The following is a 17,263-nucleotide window of genomic DNA, read 5'->3' on the forward strand; positions in this document are numbered from 1 at the left end:
TCCTTATTGTTAGCGAAGTGAATTCCTCACAGTAACGCTATGCTACGGCGAAAAGTGGTGAAAAAACATTCGGCTAACTACCCGTTTTACTAGGTATTTATACTTATTCAATAATTATCAATGGCGCGTAATAATGAATAAGTAATGCCAGCGAGTTGACCTCTAGCTTGGCAAAGATATTCGCGCGGTGAGCCTCAACCGTTCGTGGAGATAGCGACAATGTATGGGCAATCTGTTTGCTGGTTTCCCCTTGAATAATCAGGGCGGCAACTTCCCGCTCGCGAGCAGAGAGTTGGTTGAATAGCTGTTGATAGCTCTCCCGCTGCTTATGGGCTGTCAGCGATTGTTCATGCTGCTCCAGCGCCATACTGACGGTTTCGATCAGGACATCGGCATCAATAGGTTTGGTCAAAAACTCCAGAGCACCACCTTTAAAGGCCCGGCGGCATAATTCAACATTACCATGCCCCGTCATAATGATGACCGGCAGGGCGCTATTACGCTCTTGGATAGCTTCTAATATAGTCATGCCACTTTTACCCGGCATACGAATATCGAGCAATACACAACTTGGCTGAGTAATGGCAAAGGTATCGAGGAATATCTGGCCGTTACTGAATGCTTTAACCTCCCAGCCCATAGTCGTGAGTAATGCGCTCAATGCTGCGCGAACACCCTCATCATCATCAATCAGATAAATGTGTTTTGTCATGTGTATTCCCGGCAATTAGAGGAAAAGTGAGGGTAAAGCAAGCACCCCCATGTTCATTGTTTCCCGCTTTTATGTCGCCTCCCATTCGTTGTACCAAGGTTTCACAAAGAGTCAGTCCTAAGCCCAACCCGCTCTCTCGAGTGGTATAGAAGGGGGTGAACAGGCTATCTAACTGCTGATGAGTGAGCCCCGGCCCGTTATCTTCAATCTGAATAACCCATTGTTTGGCTGTGATATTTATTGTGAAAATCACCGTCGGGGTAGGGGTATGTTGGAGAGCCTGAATAGCATTGCTGAGTAAATTATGAAAAACCTGCTCCAGCCATAAAGGGTCACTTTGCAGTGTGGGTAGATTTGCCGGAATCATATTTATGATTTTGACATTCGCCGCGGTTATTTCCTGACTCAACAACACATTCACTCGCCGCCAGATATCAGCCACGACAACCGGTTGTAAATTTATTTGCCCGCGGCTGAGCAAGGTTCGCAGCCGGTCTAATAAAGCGGCAATGCGTTTGATTTGCTCGACAGAGGCCACCAGCAATGGGGCAACTTTCTCGTCCTGCGGCGGTAATAGCCGTAGCGCGGTCTGGTTATAGGTCAATGTTGCGGTGAGCGGCTGGTTTAATTCATGGGCGATGCCGGTTGCAATTTCCCCCATGGCATTGAGTCTGGCTTGATCGGCAAACTTGGCGCGCTGCTCGGCATGTAAACGGTGTTGAGCCAATAGTTGCCAGCGCTGCCAACTGTACAAGGCGGCGGCTATTATCAGCGAAAGCAGTAGGGCGGTGAACCAAGGTAAATCACGCCAAACCGGGGTGGCATGACCTATCAAAATGAAAGATTGCGCCCCTTCGCCCACCGGTTTTTGCCACTGCCAGAAACTTTCAGGCGCTGAATGGCCCAAAATCGCGAGTTGATGCTGCTGATAGCGCAATACCAGACTGTCAAAATGAGGCGGTAAACCTACCACTTGCAGTAACTTCTGGGCATTAACCTGCAAACCACTGCCGCTGTAGGAGTTCGCTAAACGATAATCTCCATCCTGAAGGTGTAAGGTGAGTTGACCGGGTTTCGATTGATCTGCTGGTATTTGGTTTATCGCTACCAGTTGTGGGAAATGGCGCTGTAACTGCACCAGTTGACTTGGTTCCAACGCCAAAAATAAAATCGCCTGCTGCTGCGCCAACTGTTGGCTCAATTCGCGATGAATAGTACGAAAATCAGCTTCTCGCTCAGCTTGCTGTGTATTCAGCCCGTACCAGCCCAGCCAAAGAGTGGACATCAGGGTCAGGATAAACCAGACAGTGATTTTAAAGGCCATGAGTGGGTCGCATCCACAAAAGAGAAGGTGGTTATTGATAACATGGGGCGAGATACAGAGGAAACCCCCAACACCGCATGTCATGGGGGTTTTGTAACCTTCGAGAGTTATTTCACCCGAACGCGTTCAATGTAAGTGGCAAAGGCAGCAAGCTGTTTGGTCAGAAAATCCAGCGTTCCCTGATCCGTCAGTTCTTTCGTTTGTTCATCGACTTTGCTTTGAATCACGCCGCCCATAAATTCAGGTTTATTCATTACCATCGCTTCAAGGAAAACCAAAATCTGACGCAGATGATACTGACAACGCGCTCCGCCAATCGGCCCCATAGAGCTGGTCTGAATGGTCACCGGTTTGTTGGCGAGTGGCTGGTTGGGTAAACGGGATAACCAGTCGATGGCGTTCTTCAACCCGCCGGGGACTGAATAGTTATATTCCGGTGTCACGATAATGACCCCATCGGCCTGACGAATCTGCTCAGCAATGGCCTCAATCGTGGACGGGAACCCCTCTTCCTGCTGGAGATCAGCATCATAAAGCGGGATATCACGAATAGATGGCAGGGCTTCGATAATCACACCAGTTGGCGCTAATTTAGGCAGCGCACGCGCCACCATGGCATTGTAGGAACCATTACGCAAGCTACCCAATAGGGTAACGATTTTAAGGGGTTGTTGTGACATGGCATGCTCCCGATAAGTGAATAAAAGATGCTGTTCCACCCTCAGAGTAGGGCAAACTTGTGCGATAAAACAATGACTATCTACCCTGTTATCTCTTTAAGTCTCACTTGAATGAGTCTCAGTTGTGGATTTATTGCACTGAAATTGTGATCGCAGGATAAAAACAGAAAAATCGTTTCTTTCCGTTATCAAGTCTATGAGTGGAATGCCGTTAATAGATCTGGAGCTATCCAGCTCTCTTACATTGAGCGACACGATAATGCTAAAAACCACTCAAGCCCGATTCACCTTACTCGTAAGTGCGTTTTTCATTTTCTTGCTGATAATCACTGTAGTGGTTATTCAGCTTTTTGTGACACCACAACTCAAGCAATCTGAAAGCACCATTGTTAGCAACAGCGTTGACCAAATCGCGACAGCGATAACGGCGCAAATGAACAAAGTAGAAGCACAAGCCCGCAGTATTACCCAGGCCGTTGCCATAATGGACAGTAATACCATCGACTCATTATTGCCGGGGTTAGTGGATCAATATGGTGACAGTAATGTCTTTGGTGGTGGGATTTGGCCATTACCCAATAAACGCGAGCAAGGGGTGATTAAATTCAGCACTTTCTTTGCCCGTAATGGGGAAAATAAACTAACGGTGAATACCCACTGGAATTCGCCTGAGTCACAAAATTATTTTGAACAACCGTGGTACAAAGATGGCTTAAATGCCCCGAAAGGCTTCTGTGCCTGGGCTAAAGCCTATCAGGATGATGCCAGTCCGCAGCCGAGAACCAACTGCGCCATGGCGATTTATAAAGGTGACGAGGCTTATGGTGTTTCTACCATTGATGTCACTTTAGGCTTCTTTAACCGCCTGGTTAAGGAGATGGAACAGAAGGTCAATGGCACCATTCTAATTGTTGAGGCTGATGGCAAAGTTGTGGGTAGCAGCGCCTTGGCTGATGGCAAAGCAGAATTAAAAAATCTGTCCGACTTTGCTGCCAGTTCACCAATGGCGGCAGAAACACAGCGGTTGTTAGCCCAGATGAAAGACCAGAAATCACTGGAAAGTGAATTTGATGTCGATGGAACCTCTCATACCCTGTTTATCCGCCCGATCGCCAATAGCCCGTGGTATTTGGTCACTGACCTGCCAACTAGCTTATTGGTCAAACAGAGCCACAGTATCTTGCTGCATTTGGGGCTAGTACAGATCCCCATTATGTTGATATTACTGTTGTTCCTGGTGTTCTCTATCCGCGTCTTTATGAAACGTCTGGCGGCTTTGAAAGAGAATATTACCGCATTATCTGCGGGAGGGGCTGATTTAACCCAGCGCTTGCCACAAAGCAGTAGTCCGGAATTCAACGCTATTAACCAGAGTTTCAACGATTTTATCGACTATTTGCAGCAAATGATGCGACAAGTCGGTGAAAGTAGCTTAGCTATCGCATCAGCGTCGCGCCAAATTGCCAGTGGCAATCTGGATTTATCCGCTCGCACTGAAGATCAAGCCAGTTCGATTGAAGAAACTGCTGCTTCAATGGATGAACTGACCAGTACCGTTAAACAGAATGCGGATAACGCCAGCCACGCTAATCAACTGGCGATGGATGCTTCCACTGTGGCGGTGAAAGGCAGCACGGTGGTGAAGAAAGTGGTGGATACCATGGGGTCAATCAACCATTCGTCGAAGAAAATCGTCGATATTATCAGTGTGATTGACAGTATTGCCTTCCAAACCAATATCCTGGCATTGAATGCGGCGGTAGAAGCAGCAAGAGCGGGTGAGCAAGGGCGAGGTTTTGCGGTAGTTGCTTCTGAGGTGCGTAATTTAGCGCAGCGCTCAGCGACTTCTGCTCGCGAAATTAAAAAGCTGATTGAAGACTCGGTGGCTGATATTGCGATTGGTACGGGTTTGGTAGCAGATGCGGGCACCACTATGGATGACCTGATGAGCGGGGTTTCCAATGTGGCGGCATTAATGAATGAAATCATGGCATCCAGCCAGGAGCAAAGTTTGGGTATCGAGCAGGTTAATCTGGCTATTAATCAGTTAGATAACTCAACGCAGCAAAATGCGGCGCTGGTGGAACAAGTGGCGGCGGCAGCGCAAGCTATGCAGGATCAAACCTTGCAGTTAGAAAGTGTGATTAGCGGCTTTAAGGTTTAATCAATGGAGTGTGAAGGGGTGACCGTACCTAGGGGCGCTTCGGTGGCTCACGCCACTACGACCCCAACGGCACGTTTCCCCTTCATTTGACTTGTTAGCTATCTGAATCCCCTCTGTCTAGCTTACAGGGGGGTTATCTATGACTCACGGCGAATTTTACTGGCAAATAAATTTCCCAGTGATTGGATTAACTGCACGGTGATAATCAATACAATAGCCGTGGTCACCGTGACGAAAGTATCAAAGCGCTGATAACCATAAGTAATGGCTAAATCACCAATCCCTCCACCTCCTACTGTACCTGCCATCGCTGTGGCGCCAATCAAACCAATGGTAGCTGTGGTTAACGCCAATATTAAAGATGACAGGGCTTCGGGCAGTAAAAAATACCAAATGGCTTGTAATGGGGTGGCCCCCATAGATTTCGCCGCTTCCAAAATACCTGGATTGACATCCAGCAGTGAGTTTTCTACCAAGCGGCCAATATAGGGTGCGATAAAAATAATCAGCGGTACAATCGCCCCCGGTGTTCCTATGGTGGTATTCACAATAAGGCGGGTGAGCGGGATAATCGCCACCATCAAAATAATAAAAGGCAGTGATCGGATGATATTGATGATGGGATTAAGAATATTATAAAAAGTGCGGTTCTTAATTAATCCGCCCGGCCGGGTCACAACCAGTAAAATGCCTAAAGGAATACCAATAAGGGAACCGATCACCAATGAAATGCTGACCATAACCAAGGTGTCGTGTAGCGCCTGGACGAATTGGTCTAACGTAATTGCGGTTTCGATCATCAATTTATTTCCTGTATATCAATTCCTGTTCCTGCCAGATAATTAACAGCGCTATCAATGGTGTGATTCTCGCCGGTTAATAACAGCACCATATGGCCCAATGTGGTGTCTTGTATTTCTGACATATTGGCAAACAGAATATTGACGCCAATATCGTATTTCCTAATTAGCTGGTTGATTACCGGTTGGGTAGCTATCGCTCCGATAAATGCCAGGCGGAACTGGCGGCCAGCATGACTATTATCCAATAGTTTTTTTACGCTCTCGGGTAAGCTATCTTTGATAACGGTACGAACAAAGTTAATGGTTGTAGGATGAGTTGGATGACCAAACACCGTCAATACTGAACCTTGCTCAATAATTTGGCCGTTTTCCATGACCGCCACCTTATTACAGATTTTTTGGATGACGGACATTTCATGAGTAATCAGCAAAACCGTAATATTGTATTGCTGATTTATCTTCTTCAGTAATAGCAAAATTTGAGCAGTAGTTTGGGGGTCTAGCGATGAGGTGGCCTCATCACACAGCAGAATAGATGGATTAGTTGCCAATGCACGGGCAATGCCGACCCGTTGCTTCTGCCCGCCTGATAATTCGTTAGGAAAACTGTGACTTTTATCCCCCAGTCCGACAAAATCCAACAGTTCAGCGACACGTTCCTGAATGAATTTTTTGTTTTTCCCTAATAAAATAAGTGGCATCGCGACGTTTTTTAAAACGGTCTTTGATTCCAGTAAATTAAAGTTCTGGAATATCATGCCAATATTTTTTTTCAATAACCGGAGTTGCTCTTGGCTGAAATCATGCAGGTTCTTGCCATCAATAATGACATTTCCGGCTGTTGGGCTTTCCAGCGAGTTGACCATCCGTAATAAGGTACTTTTCCCTGCACCGCTGTAGCCAATGATGCCAAATATATCGCCATCCTCGACAGTTAAATTAACATCATTAAGTGCCTGTAGTTTTATACCTTTACGTTCAAAGGTTTTAGAAATATGCTGAAGCTCAATCATCTGTTATTCCATTAGTTTAGATAATCAGGCAGCATATAACCTGTGTACTTCTCGTTTTCCAGAATATATTTTTTGAATTCAGGAGAGTGATATCCTGCAATAATATCTTTGGCAAACTCGGAATCTTTATTTTTACCGGCAACGGTCACTACATTAACAAACTGAGTGGTGGGTTTTTCAAGTTGCAGGGCAGAAGTCAGTTTTATTCCATTCGAAACCGCAAAATTGCCTTGGATAGCACCGTAATCGACATCAGGTAATGCTCTGACTTGTTGAGCGTTATCCATTTCTTTGATGACCAAATGATAAGGGTTTTCTGCAATGTCTTTTTGCGAGAAGGTGGCCGGATCAATTTTTTCTTTCAGTTTTATCCAGCCAATAGATTGCAGTAACAGCGCTGCCCGGTATTCGTTTGAGGGCTGGTTTGGGACTGAAATCCATGCACCATCTTTGGGCTTATCTTCTTTTTTATGCTTATTAGAATAGAGACCCATCGGTGGGGTTGGAACCTGAACAATCCCTGTATTATCAATTCGTAAGCGCTCATTTATCGCTTGCAGATAAATGGGATGCTGCATGATGTTGCCATCAATTTCACCGGTGCTGACGGCGTTATTGACCTGAATCCCATCATTGAAGTCTTTATATTCTACGCTGTAGCCTTTCTTTATGAGATAAGGTGCTACTCCTTTCTCAAATTGCTCTTTATAAGGGCCAGGATTAAACCCTAATTTAATGATTTTCTTCTCCTCACTATGGGCATTCAGTGAAGTTAAAATAATTAAACCAGATAAGGCTATTGCCAGCGAACGCATTTTCATCATCATTTCCCTGTGGAATAAATATTAATTAAAACTCTAAAGAGGAGTTTATTCACAAGGTTGCAGGCTGTTGGGTTATCCGTAAACGAAGAATATAGACTTAGCTTATCTATTATCGATATATAGGATAAAGAGAGGGTATATCCGGATGGAATAACGAGGGGCACGCGATGAGTAGATTAACAACCCGCTGCATAATACACAGCGGGCTGTCTCGGTATAAACCTGAGTTTAGCCCTGAATTAAATTAGGAATCTTCACTACAGGGTTAACATCGGCTTCATAGTCCACACCGTCGATAGCGAAACCGAACAGATTTAAGAACTCAGTTTTATAGCCGGTGAAATCGGTTAACTGATAAATATTGTCGTTGGTCACCTGATCCCACAACTGCTGTACCTGATTTTGAACTTCAGGAGCCAGTTCTTTGTAATCTGCACGCAGACGACCTTCCTGGTCCATATGTGGTGTGTTACCACACAGACTATCTTTATACAGTGAATAAACCTGCTCGATGCAACCCTCATGAGTGCCTTTCTCTTTCATCACTTTGAATAACAGTGACAGATACAGTGGCATCATTGGAATTGCAGAGCTGGCCTGAGTGACAACCGCTTTCAATACTGAAACACGCGCGTCACCACCGCCATGGGCAGACAAGCTATCGCGGATCGCCAGAACTTTTTGATCCAAGTCCTTCTTGGCCGCGCCAATAGAGCCGTTCCAATAGATATCATGGGTGATTTTTTCGCCCAGATAGGTGAACGCAGTAGTTTGTGCACCTTCGGCCAACACGCCAGCTTCCAGCAGCGCATCAATCCACATCTGCCAGTCTTCACCACCCATTACCGCGACAGTGTTGTCGATCTCTTCTTGAGTCGCCGGTTGCAGCACCGCTTCTTTGATAACTTCTTTATCGGTATCAAGGCCACGGAACTTAACTTCATGCCCAATTGGCTTCAGTGTTGAGTTAAACACTTCACCAGTTTTTGGGTGAGTACGGCGCGGTGAAGCCAGGCTGTAGATGACTTGATCAACCTGACCCAAATCTTGCTTGATGGCTTCAATCGTCAGACGTTTAATCTCATCGGAGAAAGCATCGCCATTGATACTTTTCGCGTACAGGCCTTTTTGCTCGGCAAATTTATGGAATGCGGCGCTGTTGTACCAACCAGAGGTGCCTGGTTTGCCTTCTTCACCCGGACGCTCAAAGAACACACCCAGTGTATCGGCACCACAACCAAATGCTGCTGTAATGCGGGCTGCCAGCCCGTACCCAGTTGACGCACCAATCACTAATACTCTTTTTGGGCCGTTAGCGATTGGGCCTTCTGCGGTGACATAGTCGATTTGCTTTTTGACGTTAGCTTCACAGCCCGCCGGATGAGCAGTCACACAGATAAAGCCGCGTACACGTGGTTTTATAATCATGGAAACCTCAGGTTTATAGATATAGTTAAGTGTTTGAGCCGTGTTCAGATTGATGGACGGTTCAGACTCATAGAGCAAGCTTATCAAAATGCCTCTATGGCATCACACTCATTTTCCAATACAGAAACTGGAGAAAATCCGCCCCAGTAAGTCATCAGAGCTAAATTCACCGGTAATTTCGCTCAATGACTGTTGTGCTAAACGTAATTCTTCCGCCAGTAACTCACCAGCGTAAGCGCTTACTAACTGTTCGTGACCTTGTGCCAGATGCTGTGCGGCTGTTTCCAGCGCTTGCAAATGACGGCGGCGGGCCAGGAAACCGCCTTCGGTGTTGCTGGTAAAGCCCATACTCTGTTTGAGATGGTTACGCAGCAGGTCAATGCCTTCACCGGTTCGGGCTGACAAGCGAATTAGTGAGTGACCATTTACTTCGGTCAGGCCTAAGGTTTCACCTGTAATGTCAGCTTTATTGCGTACCACGGTGATCGGCAATGTAGCAGGCAAGCGTGCCATAAACTCTGGCCAGATAGCCGCCGGTTCAGTGGCGTCGGTGGTGGTGCCATCAACCATAAATAGCACCCGATCAGCTTGTTCAATCTCATGCCACGCACGTTCGATACCAATGCGCTCAACTTCGTCACTGGCTTCCCGTAGGCCTGCTGTATCAATGATATGCAATGGCATCCCATCGATATGAATATGTTCTCGCAACACATCACGAGTCGTGCCAGCAATATCGGTGACAATTGCGGCTTCACGGCCCGCTAACGCATTGAGTAAACTTGATTTTCCGGCATTCGGCCGGCCGGCAATGACCACTTTCATCCCTTCGCGCAGCAAACTACCTTGTCGAGCTTCAGTGCGCACTTGTTCCAAATCTGCCATCACCCCATTCAACTGACCTTCAATCTTGCCATCAGACAGGAAATCAATTTCTTCATCTGGGAAGTCAATCGCAGCTTCGACGTAGATTCGCAAGTGAGTAAGTGCTTCCACCAATTGATGGATACGGACTGAAAATGCGCCCTGTAATGAATTCACGGCTGAGCGAGCTGCTTGCTCTGAGCTGGCGTCAATGAGATCAGCAATAGCTTCTGCTTGTGCCAGATCCAGCTTGTCGTTTAAGAATGCTCGCTCCGAGAACTCTCCTGGGCGTGCGATACGCAGCCCTGGCAGAGCCAGAATGCGTTTTAATAGTAAATCCAGTATAACGGGGCCGCCATGACCTTGCAGCTCTAGTACGTCTTCGCCAGTGAAGGAGTTCGGGCCGGGAAAGTAGAGCGCGATACCTTGGTCTAAAGTACTGCCATCAACATCTTTAAACGGTAGGTAATCGGCATAGCGTGGCTTGGGTAATTTCCCCAAAACTGCTTGTGCAACCGTGGCGGCAGCACGACCTGAAACACGTAAAATACCAACGCCACCACGGCCTGGAGGTGTTGCTTGTGCCACGATAGTATCAGTGGTGCTCATGGTTATGCCTCTCTTTAAAAGAATAAGGCGGTCATATAATTATGACCGCCTCATATACCCTTCGTATTTGAAGTTACAGCGTTGTTAGCTGCTCCCCCAAGTCACTGACCTATGCCAGTGGCTTGGGTATCTAGCTGTTACTCCAATGACTTGGGGTATCTATCATGTTAAGACTGTTTTTTCTTATCGCGGCTGTGTAAACCACGTTTTTCCAGACCACGGTAGATCAACTGCTGTTGCAGGATGGTCACCAGGTTACTGACGATATAGTACAGAACCAGACCGGCCGGGAACCACAGGAAGAACACTGTGAAGATAACTGGCATGAAGGTCATGATTTTCTGCTGCATCGGGTCAGTCACGGTAGTCGGTGACATCTTCTGAATGAAGTACATGGTGATACCCATCAGAATTGGCAGAATGTAGTACGGATCTTGCGCTGACAAGTCATGAATCCACAAGATGAATGGCGCATGACGCAACTCAACGGAACTCATCAACATGTAGTACAACGCCAGGAAGATTGGCATCTGAATGACCAGCGGTAAGCAGCCACCCAGCGGATTAACCTTCTCAGCTTTGTACAACGCCATCATTTCCTGACTCATACGCTGCTTATCGTCGCCGATACGCTCACGCATGGCAGCCAGTTTAGGCTGTAGCAAACGCATTTTCGCCATCGAGGTGTATTGCGCTTTAGTCAGCGGGTACATGATACCACGCACGATAAAGGTAATAACGATGATGGAGAAGCCCCAGTTACCGACAAAGCTGTGAATGAATTTCAACAGTTTGAACAGTGGCTGAGAGATAAACCATAACCAACCATAGTCAACAGTCAGGTCAAGATGTGGCGCGATAGCAGCCATTTTGTCCTGAATTTCTGGGCCAACCCACAAGGTGGCACCCAGTTGTTTCTGCTCACCTGGCTGAATAACGACCGGTGCACCTTTAAAGCCGATAGCAGCCAAACCGTTACCCAAGTCAGCGGAGTAGAAGGTGTTGGTTTCGTTAGCTGCTGGGATCCACGCGGTTGCAAAATATTGCTGCAACATCGCAACCCAGCCGCCTTTAGTGGTGATGTCCAGGCTCTTATCTTCGATATCACTAAAGCTATATTTTTTATATTTAGTTTCATCAGAAGAGTAAGCCGCACCACGATAAGTATGCAGCGCAAAGTTATTGCTGCCAGTATCACGGTGTTTAGGCAAGTTGATGCTTTGCTTTAACTGGCCAAACAGCGTCAGTTCCAGCGGGGCAGCAGAGGCATTTTTAACGTGATAGTCCACACCGATGGCGTAGTCATTACGTTTCAACACAAAAGTCTTGGTGAAAACGGAGCCATCTTTGCCGGTGAAGGTCAACGGAATACGCAGTTCGTCCTGGCCATCAGCTAATACAAAGCTGGTTTGAGGCACTTCGAACAGTGGGCGCTCACCATTAGCTGGATTGTCCGGGCCGCTTTTACCTGTGAGACCACTTTGCGCCTGGTAAATGAACGCAGGGGTGGTTTCCAGTAATTCGAAAGTTTTATCTGAACCCAGAGCATCCGGGTAAGCCAACAGGTTAGCCTGCTCGATGTCACCGCCACGGGTATTAATGGTCAGAGACAGCACATCAGTTTTTACAGTAATCAGTTGACCCTGACCACTGCCTGGCACGGCCTGGCTTGCTTTATCACCGGTAGCAGTATTCGCAGTCTGTTGCGTGGTCTGAGAGGCTGGTTGTGGATTGTTGTCCACTTGCCAGGCTTGCCAGATCATGAAAGACACGAACAGCAGAGCGATGAGTAGAAGATTGCGTTGCGAATCCATCGTTAGTGTTCTCTGTTATCGTCGGGTTTCGGCGGCACGGGATCATCGCCACCTGGGTTCAAAGGGTGGCATTTTAATACGCGTTTCAGTGTTAACCAACTGCCTTTTATCATACCAAACCGGCTTAATGCCTCAATTCCGTAATGAGAGCATGTCGGATGGAAACGACAGCGCGGCCCCAACAGCGGACTAATCACAAGCTGATAGCCCCTGATTAGCCCGATCAGGATGCGGGAGCCTGGCGACAGTGGCGACGCCATAATTTTTCCAAAGCCTCCGTCAACGCACGGTTATCGAGGTCAGCCACACCCTTTTTCACCAAAACGACAAAATCCATAGACGGTAACGTATGTTGATGCAACCGGAAACTTTCGCGAGCTAATCGCTTGATCCGATTACGTTCATGAGCACGTTTGACATGTTTTTTGGCGACGGTAAGACCGATGCGGGGATGCCCCAGCTCGTTCAGGCGGCCGAGGATGGTGATTTGCGGCGTGCCAGCCCGTTGTGGCTGCTGGAAGACGAAAGTGAAATGACTGGGAGTTAACAAACGTAACTCCCTAGGAAATGCTAGCTTAACCACTTAGATGGTTAGCTTTTATTACTTAGAAACAGTCAGACGAGAACGGCTTTTCGCACGACGGCGAGCCAGAACTTGACGACCATTTTTGGTGGCCATACGAGCACGGAAACCGTGGCTACGGTTGCGCTTCAATACGGACGGTTGGAAAGTGCGTTTCATAGCGATTTCTACCTAAACTTAAAATAATTACTGATTCAGTAAACGCGTTTGGCTGCTCGGAGTGAAGACACCGACGCCTCAATCGCAACATATAAAGAAGCGGGATTGTAATAATTGTACAGTCCTGAGTCAATTGACATTGCGCTCGCCCGCACAGAAGTTTTCTGTACCGGGAGTTTACCAAGAGCCTGTCCGTGTTCACCGCTGCTTTCTTTTTGACCTAGGCCATCAAGAGAACAGGCATCACACGTAGGGCTGAGGATTATACGGACTCCCTGATAAATCGCAAGGATCGCAGTGTGATCCTGGGTAGATTAATAGGGATCAGTGGCAGGAAAAGGGCTGGTGATACCAGTAAATTCTGAAATATCCCCAGATCGTGGCGGTAGAAGGTCACGAAAAGCTGTGCGGCAGGTTACACTCTCTGCAGAAGTTATGGCCTGTGGATAAAAAGGATCTAATCTGTGAGGAAGGGGAGGATCTATTGCTCCTTTTGCGCTATGATCCGCCATTCCGATCACATCCACTACTCTGGGATCATTACTCCGAGATCGTGGGGGGATGTTAGTCGTAAAACAACCGAAAAACGGTTCGCATGTCACTTTGGCTTGCTACAGGCCATATTGGCGTGTGTCAAAAACGATGAGTTACAAAAAATCCTGATTTCTTTCTTTTATTGATCTTGTTCGAGTGGAGTCCGCCGTGTCACTTTCGCTTTGGCAGCAGTGTCTTGCCCGATTGCAGGATGAGTTACCTGCCACAGAATTTAGTATGTGGATACGCCCCTTACAGGCGGAACTGAGTGACAATACTCTGGCGCTTTACGCACCTAATCGTTTTGTACTGGACTGGGTCCGTGATAAGTACTTAAACAATATCAATGGCTTGCTTAATGATTTCTGTGGCAGCGAGGTTCCCTTACTGCGTTTTGAAGTGGGGAGTAAACCTGCGGTAAGAGCACACAGTCATCCAGTTACAGCCAGCGTTAGTGCGCCTGTTGCTCCGGTTACCCGCAGTGCACCTGTGCGCCCGAGCTGGGATAGTTCGCCTGCTCAACCTGAACTGTCTTACCGTTCGAATGTGAACCCTAAGCACACATTTGATAACTTCGTTGAAGGTAAATCGAACCAATTGGCTCGTGCAGCTGCGCGTCAGGTTGCAGATAATCCGGGTGGTGCGTATAACCCGTTATTCCTTTATGGCGGTACAGGTTTAGGTAAAACTCACCTGTTACATGCTGTGGGAAATGGCATCATAGCTCGTAAAGCCAATGCTAAAGTGGTTTACATGCATTCTGAGCGTTTTGTGCAAGATATGGTCAAAGCCTTGCAAAACAATGCAATAGAAGAGTTTAAACGTTATTATCGCTCGGTTGATGCATTATTAATCGATGATATTCAGTTCTTTGCCAATAAAGAGCGTTCCCAGGAAGAGTTTTTCCACACCTTTAATGCCTTGCTGGAAGGTAATCAGCAAATCATTCTGACCTCAGATCGCTATCCAAAAGAGATCAATGGGGTTGAAGATCGTTTGAAATCGCGCTTTGGCTGGGGCCTGACGGTGGCGATTGAGCCGCCGGAACTGGAAACCCGCGTTGCGATTTTGATGAAGAAAGCGGATGAAAACGATATTCGCTTGCCGGGTGAGGTCGCGTTCTTTATTGCCAAGCGTCTGCGTTCCAACGTTCGTGAGCTGGAAGGGGCATTGAATCGTGTGATCGCCAATGCCAATTTTACCGGGCGGGCCATCACCATTGATTTTGTTCGCGAAGCTCTGCGTGACTTACTGGCATTGCAGGAAAAGCTGGTTACTATCGATAATATTCAAAAGACTGTCGCAGAATATTATAAAATTAAGGTCGCAGACCTGCTCTCCAAACGGCGTTCCCGTTCGGTGGCCCGCCCACGCCAAATGGCGATGGCATTGGCGAAAGAGCTAACCAACCACAGCCTGCCTGAAATCGGCGATGCGTTTGGTGGCCGCGACCATACCACGGTGTTGCATGCTTGCCGCAAGATTGAACAATTGCGTGAAGAGAGTCACGACATCAAAGAAGATTTCTCTAACTTAATCAGAACATTATCCTCCTAGCGCTATGAAATTTATCATTGAACGTGAGCATCTGCTAAAACCGCTGCAACAGGTCAGTAGCCCGCTGGGTGGACGTCCTACGTTGCCAATCTTGGGTAACTTGTTGCTACAAGTCACGGAAGGCTCATTGCTGCTGACCGGTACCGATCTGGAAATGGAGATGGTTGCGCGCGTGGCGCTGTCTCATCCCCATGAGCAGGGTGCGACCACTGTACCTGCCCGGAAGTTTTTTGATATCTGGCGTGGTTTGCCGGAAGGTGCAGAAATTACCGTCGCACTCGATGGTGACCGTCTGCTGGTGCGCTCTGGCCGCAGTCGCTTCTCGCTATCTACCTTGCCAGCGGCAGATTTCCCGAATTTGGATGATTGGCAAAGTGAAGTCGAATTCACCTTACCGCAAGCCACATTGAAGCGTCTGATTGAGTCCACACAGTTCTCGATGGCTCATCAGGATGTGCGCTATTACTTGAACGGTATGCTGTTTGAGACTGAAGGCGAAGAGCTGCGCACCGTCGCAACTGATGGTCACCGTCTGGCTGTTTGCGCTATGCCAATTGGCCAGACATTACCGTCACATTCGGTGATCGTGCCGCGTAAAGGCGTGATGGAGTTGGTCAGATTACTGGATGGTGGTGATACGCCGTTGCGCCTGCAAATTGGTAGCAACAATATCCGTGCGCATGTGGGTGATTTTATTTTCACCTCTAAGCTGGTTGATGGGCGCTTCCCAGACTATCGTCGCGTATTGCCAAAAAATCCGGATAAGACACTGAAAGCAAGCTGTGATTTGCTGAAACAAGCCTTTGCTCGTGCAGCTATTTTGTCCAACGAAAAGTTTCGTGGCGTTCGGCTCTATGTAAGCCAAAATCAGCTTAAGATCACCGCTAACAACCCGGAACAGGAAGAAGCGGAAGAGATCCTCGATGTTAGCTACGATGGGGCGGAAATGGAGATCGGTTTCAACGTCAGCTATGTGCTTGATGTGCTGAATGCGCTCAAGTGCGAAGATGTTAGCCTATTACTTACCGACTCGGTCTCCAGTGTGCAGATTGAAGATGGTGCCAGCCAGGCTGCGGCTTATGTTGTCATGCCAATGCGTTTGTAAAGCATGGCTCTGACGCGTTTATTAATTAAAGATTTTCGCAATATCGAATCGGCAGACTTGGCACTGGCGTCGGGGTTTAATTTTTTAGTTGGCCCCAACGGCAGCGGTAAAACCAGTGTGTTGGAGGCGATTTATACCCTGGGTCATGGCCGCGCTTTTCGTAGTTTGCAGGCAGGCCGCGTGATTCGTCACGAATGTGCCGAATTTGTGCTGCATGGTCGGGTTGATGCGAATGAGCGTGAATCATCCGTAGGGCTGAGTAAAAGCCGGCAAGGTGATACCAAAGTGCGTATTGATGGCACTGATGGTCATAAAGTGGCTGAATTGGCACAACTGCTACCGATGCAGCTGATTACTCCCGAAGGGTTTACCTTATTGAATGGTGGGCCAAAATTTCGGCGTGCCTTTTTAGACTGGGGTTGCTTTCATAATGAACCCGGTTTTTTTATGGCCTGGAGCAATCTGAAAAGATTACTTAAGCAGCGCAACGCCGCGCTGCGCCAGGTGAGTCGCTATGCGCAAATCCGGGCCTGGGATCAGGAAATTATCCCGCTGGCTGAGCGCATTAGTGAGTGGCGGGCGGCATACAGTGACGCAATTGCGGCAGATATCTCAGCCACATGCGCCCTGTTCCTGCCAGAGTTCGCCCTGAGTTTCTCTTTTCAGCGCGGTTGGGATAAAGAGAGTGACTATGGTGAGTTGTTGGAACGCCAGTTTGAGCGTGACAGAGCGCTAACTTATACCGCCGTCGGGCCACATAAAGCGGATTTTCGCATTCGGGCCGATGGTACGCCGGTAGAAGATTTGCTATCGCGTGGTCAGCTAAAATTGCTGATGTGCGCACTGCGGTTAGCGCAGGGTGAGTTTCTCACCCGACAGAGCGGGCGGCGTTGCCTGTATCTGCTTGACGATTTTGCTTCCGAATTAGACACCGGCCGTCGTCGTTTATTGGCCGAGCGTTTAAAAGCTACCCAGGCACAGGTTTTTGTCAGCGCAGTGAGTGCTGAACAAGTGGCTGACATGGTAGGCGAAAAGGGCAAGATGTTCCGCGTGGAACATGGCAAAATAGAGGTTCAACCACAGGATTAAA

16 protein-coding genes are annotated in these 17,263 nt (G+C 47.8%); 4 read left to right on the forward strand and 12 right to left on the reverse strand.

What is annotated here, in order from left to right:
* Positions 1–103 precede the first annotated feature (103 nt).
* The 3 genes from FTB31_RS11970 to FTB31_RS11980 form a co-directional block, all read right to left on the reverse strand.
* Complete coding sequence (locus FTB31_RS11970; protein WP_077175068.1) at positions 104–712, reverse strand: response regulator transcription factor; 609 nt, start codon at positions 710–712, stop codon at positions 104–106.
* The gene (locus FTB31_RS11975) at positions 687–2,036 is read right to left on the reverse strand and encodes a sensor histidine kinase (RefSeq protein WP_077295011.1); all 1,350 of its coding nucleotides are present in this window, start codon (positions 2,034–2,036) and stop codon (positions 687–689) included. Before FTB31_RS11975 ends, FTB31_RS11970 begins: the two co-directional genes overlap by 26 nt.
* Before the next feature lie 107 nt (positions 2,037–2,143).
* Positions 2,144–2,716, reverse strand: a complete 573-nt coding sequence (locus FTB31_RS11980; RefSeq protein WP_227724250.1) for an NADPH-dependent FMN reductase — start codon at positions 2,714–2,716, stop codon at positions 2,144–2,146.
* A gap of 259 nt (positions 2,717–2,975) precedes the next feature.
* Between FTB31_RS11980 and FTB31_RS11985 the strand changes: the two genes are divergently transcribed.
* Complete coding sequence (locus tag FTB31_RS11985) at positions 2,976–4,880, forward strand: methyl-accepting chemotaxis protein (protein ID WP_227720125.1); 1,905 nt, start codon at positions 2,976–2,978, stop codon at positions 4,878–4,880.
* A gap of 137 nt (positions 4,881–5,017) precedes the next feature.
* On the opposite strand, the gene FTB31_RS11990 is transcribed toward FTB31_RS11985, so the two are convergent.
* The 9 genes from FTB31_RS11990 to rpmH form a co-directional block, all read right to left on the reverse strand.
* Positions 5,018–5,680: a methionine ABC transporter permease gene (locus FTB31_RS11990; RefSeq protein ID WP_019084191.1), complete on the reverse strand. Its 663-nt coding sequence runs from the start codon at positions 5,678–5,680 to the stop codon at positions 5,018–5,020.
* Positions 5,680–6,696, reverse strand: a complete 1,017-nt coding sequence (locus FTB31_RS11995) for a methionine ABC transporter ATP-binding protein (RefSeq protein ID WP_227731406.1) — start codon at positions 6,694–6,696, stop codon at positions 5,680–5,682. The genes FTB31_RS11990 and FTB31_RS11995 overlap by 1 nt, the downstream gene beginning before the upstream one ends.
* A gap of 11 nt (positions 6,697–6,707) precedes the next feature.
* The gene (locus tag FTB31_RS12000) at positions 6,708–7,517 is read right to left on the reverse strand and encodes a MetQ/NlpA family ABC transporter substrate-binding protein (RefSeq protein WP_227731407.1); all 810 of its coding nucleotides are present in this window, start codon (positions 7,515–7,517) and stop codon (positions 6,708–6,710) included.
* Between the two features lie 231 nt (positions 7,518–7,748).
* Positions 7,749–8,948: an enoyl-ACP reductase FabV gene (fabV, locus tag FTB31_RS12005; RefSeq protein WP_174848281.1), complete on the reverse strand. Its 1,200-nt coding sequence runs from the start codon at positions 8,946–8,948 to the stop codon at positions 7,749–7,751.
* Between the two features lie 108 nt (positions 8,949–9,056).
* A complete protein-coding gene (gene mnmE / locus FTB31_RS12010; protein WP_005175133.1) occupies positions 9,057–10,421 on the reverse strand; it encodes a tRNA uridine-5-carboxymethylaminomethyl(34) synthesis GTPase MnmE in 1,365 nt (454 codons plus the stop codon).
* A 167-nt stretch (positions 10,422–10,588) separates the two neighbouring features.
* Positions 10,589–12,235, reverse strand: a complete 1,647-nt coding sequence (gene yidC / locus FTB31_RS12015) for a membrane protein insertase YidC (RefSeq protein ID WP_050078744.1) — start codon at positions 12,233–12,235, stop codon at positions 10,589–10,591.
* Between the two features lie 2 nt (positions 12,236–12,237).
* Positions 12,238–12,495: a membrane protein insertion efficiency factor YidD gene (yidD, locus tag FTB31_RS12020; protein WP_005161103.1), complete on the reverse strand. Its 258-nt coding sequence runs from the start codon at positions 12,493–12,495 to the stop codon at positions 12,238–12,240.
* On the reverse strand, positions 12,459–12,818 hold the full coding sequence (rnpA, locus tag FTB31_RS12025; RefSeq protein WP_005161101.1) for a ribonuclease P protein component: 360 nt from the start codon (positions 12,816–12,818) through the stop codon (positions 12,459–12,461). Before rnpA ends, yidD begins: the two co-directional genes overlap by 37 nt.
* An 18-nt stretch (positions 12,819–12,836) precedes the next feature.
* Entirely contained in the window at positions 12,837–12,977 is a 141-nt protein-coding gene (rpmH, locus tag FTB31_RS12030; protein WP_002220736.1) for a 50S ribosomal protein L34, read from the reverse strand.
* Positions 12,978–13,679: 702 nt separating this feature from the next.
* On the opposite strand from rpmH, the gene dnaA reads away from it, so the two are divergent.
* Genes dnaA through recF form a run of 3 tightly spaced genes read left to right on the forward strand, consistent with a single transcriptional unit; the run spans position 13,680 to position 17,262 of the window.
* Entirely contained in the window at positions 13,680–15,068 is a 1,389-nt protein-coding gene (dnaA, locus tag FTB31_RS12035; protein ID WP_050162778.1) for a chromosomal replication initiator protein DnaA, read from the forward strand.
* 4 nt (positions 15,069–15,072) lie between these two features.
* A complete protein-coding gene (gene dnaN / locus FTB31_RS12040) occupies positions 15,073–16,173 on the forward strand; it encodes a DNA polymerase III subunit beta (RefSeq protein ID WP_005161099.1) in 1,101 nt (366 codons plus the stop codon).
* Between the two features lie 3 nt (positions 16,174–16,176).
* Positions 16,177–17,262 (forward strand): DNA replication/repair protein RecF, encoded by a 1,086-nt coding sequence (gene recF / locus FTB31_RS12045; protein ID WP_019081463.1) that lies wholly within the window; start codon positions 16,177–16,179, stop codon positions 17,260–17,262.
* Position 17,263 lies beyond the last annotated feature (1 nt).

Source organism: Yersinia proxima (genome assembly GCF_902170785.1).
In the GTDB taxonomy this organism is placed as follows: Bacteria; Pseudomonadota; Gammaproteobacteria; order Enterobacterales; family Enterobacteriaceae; genus Yersinia; species Yersinia proxima.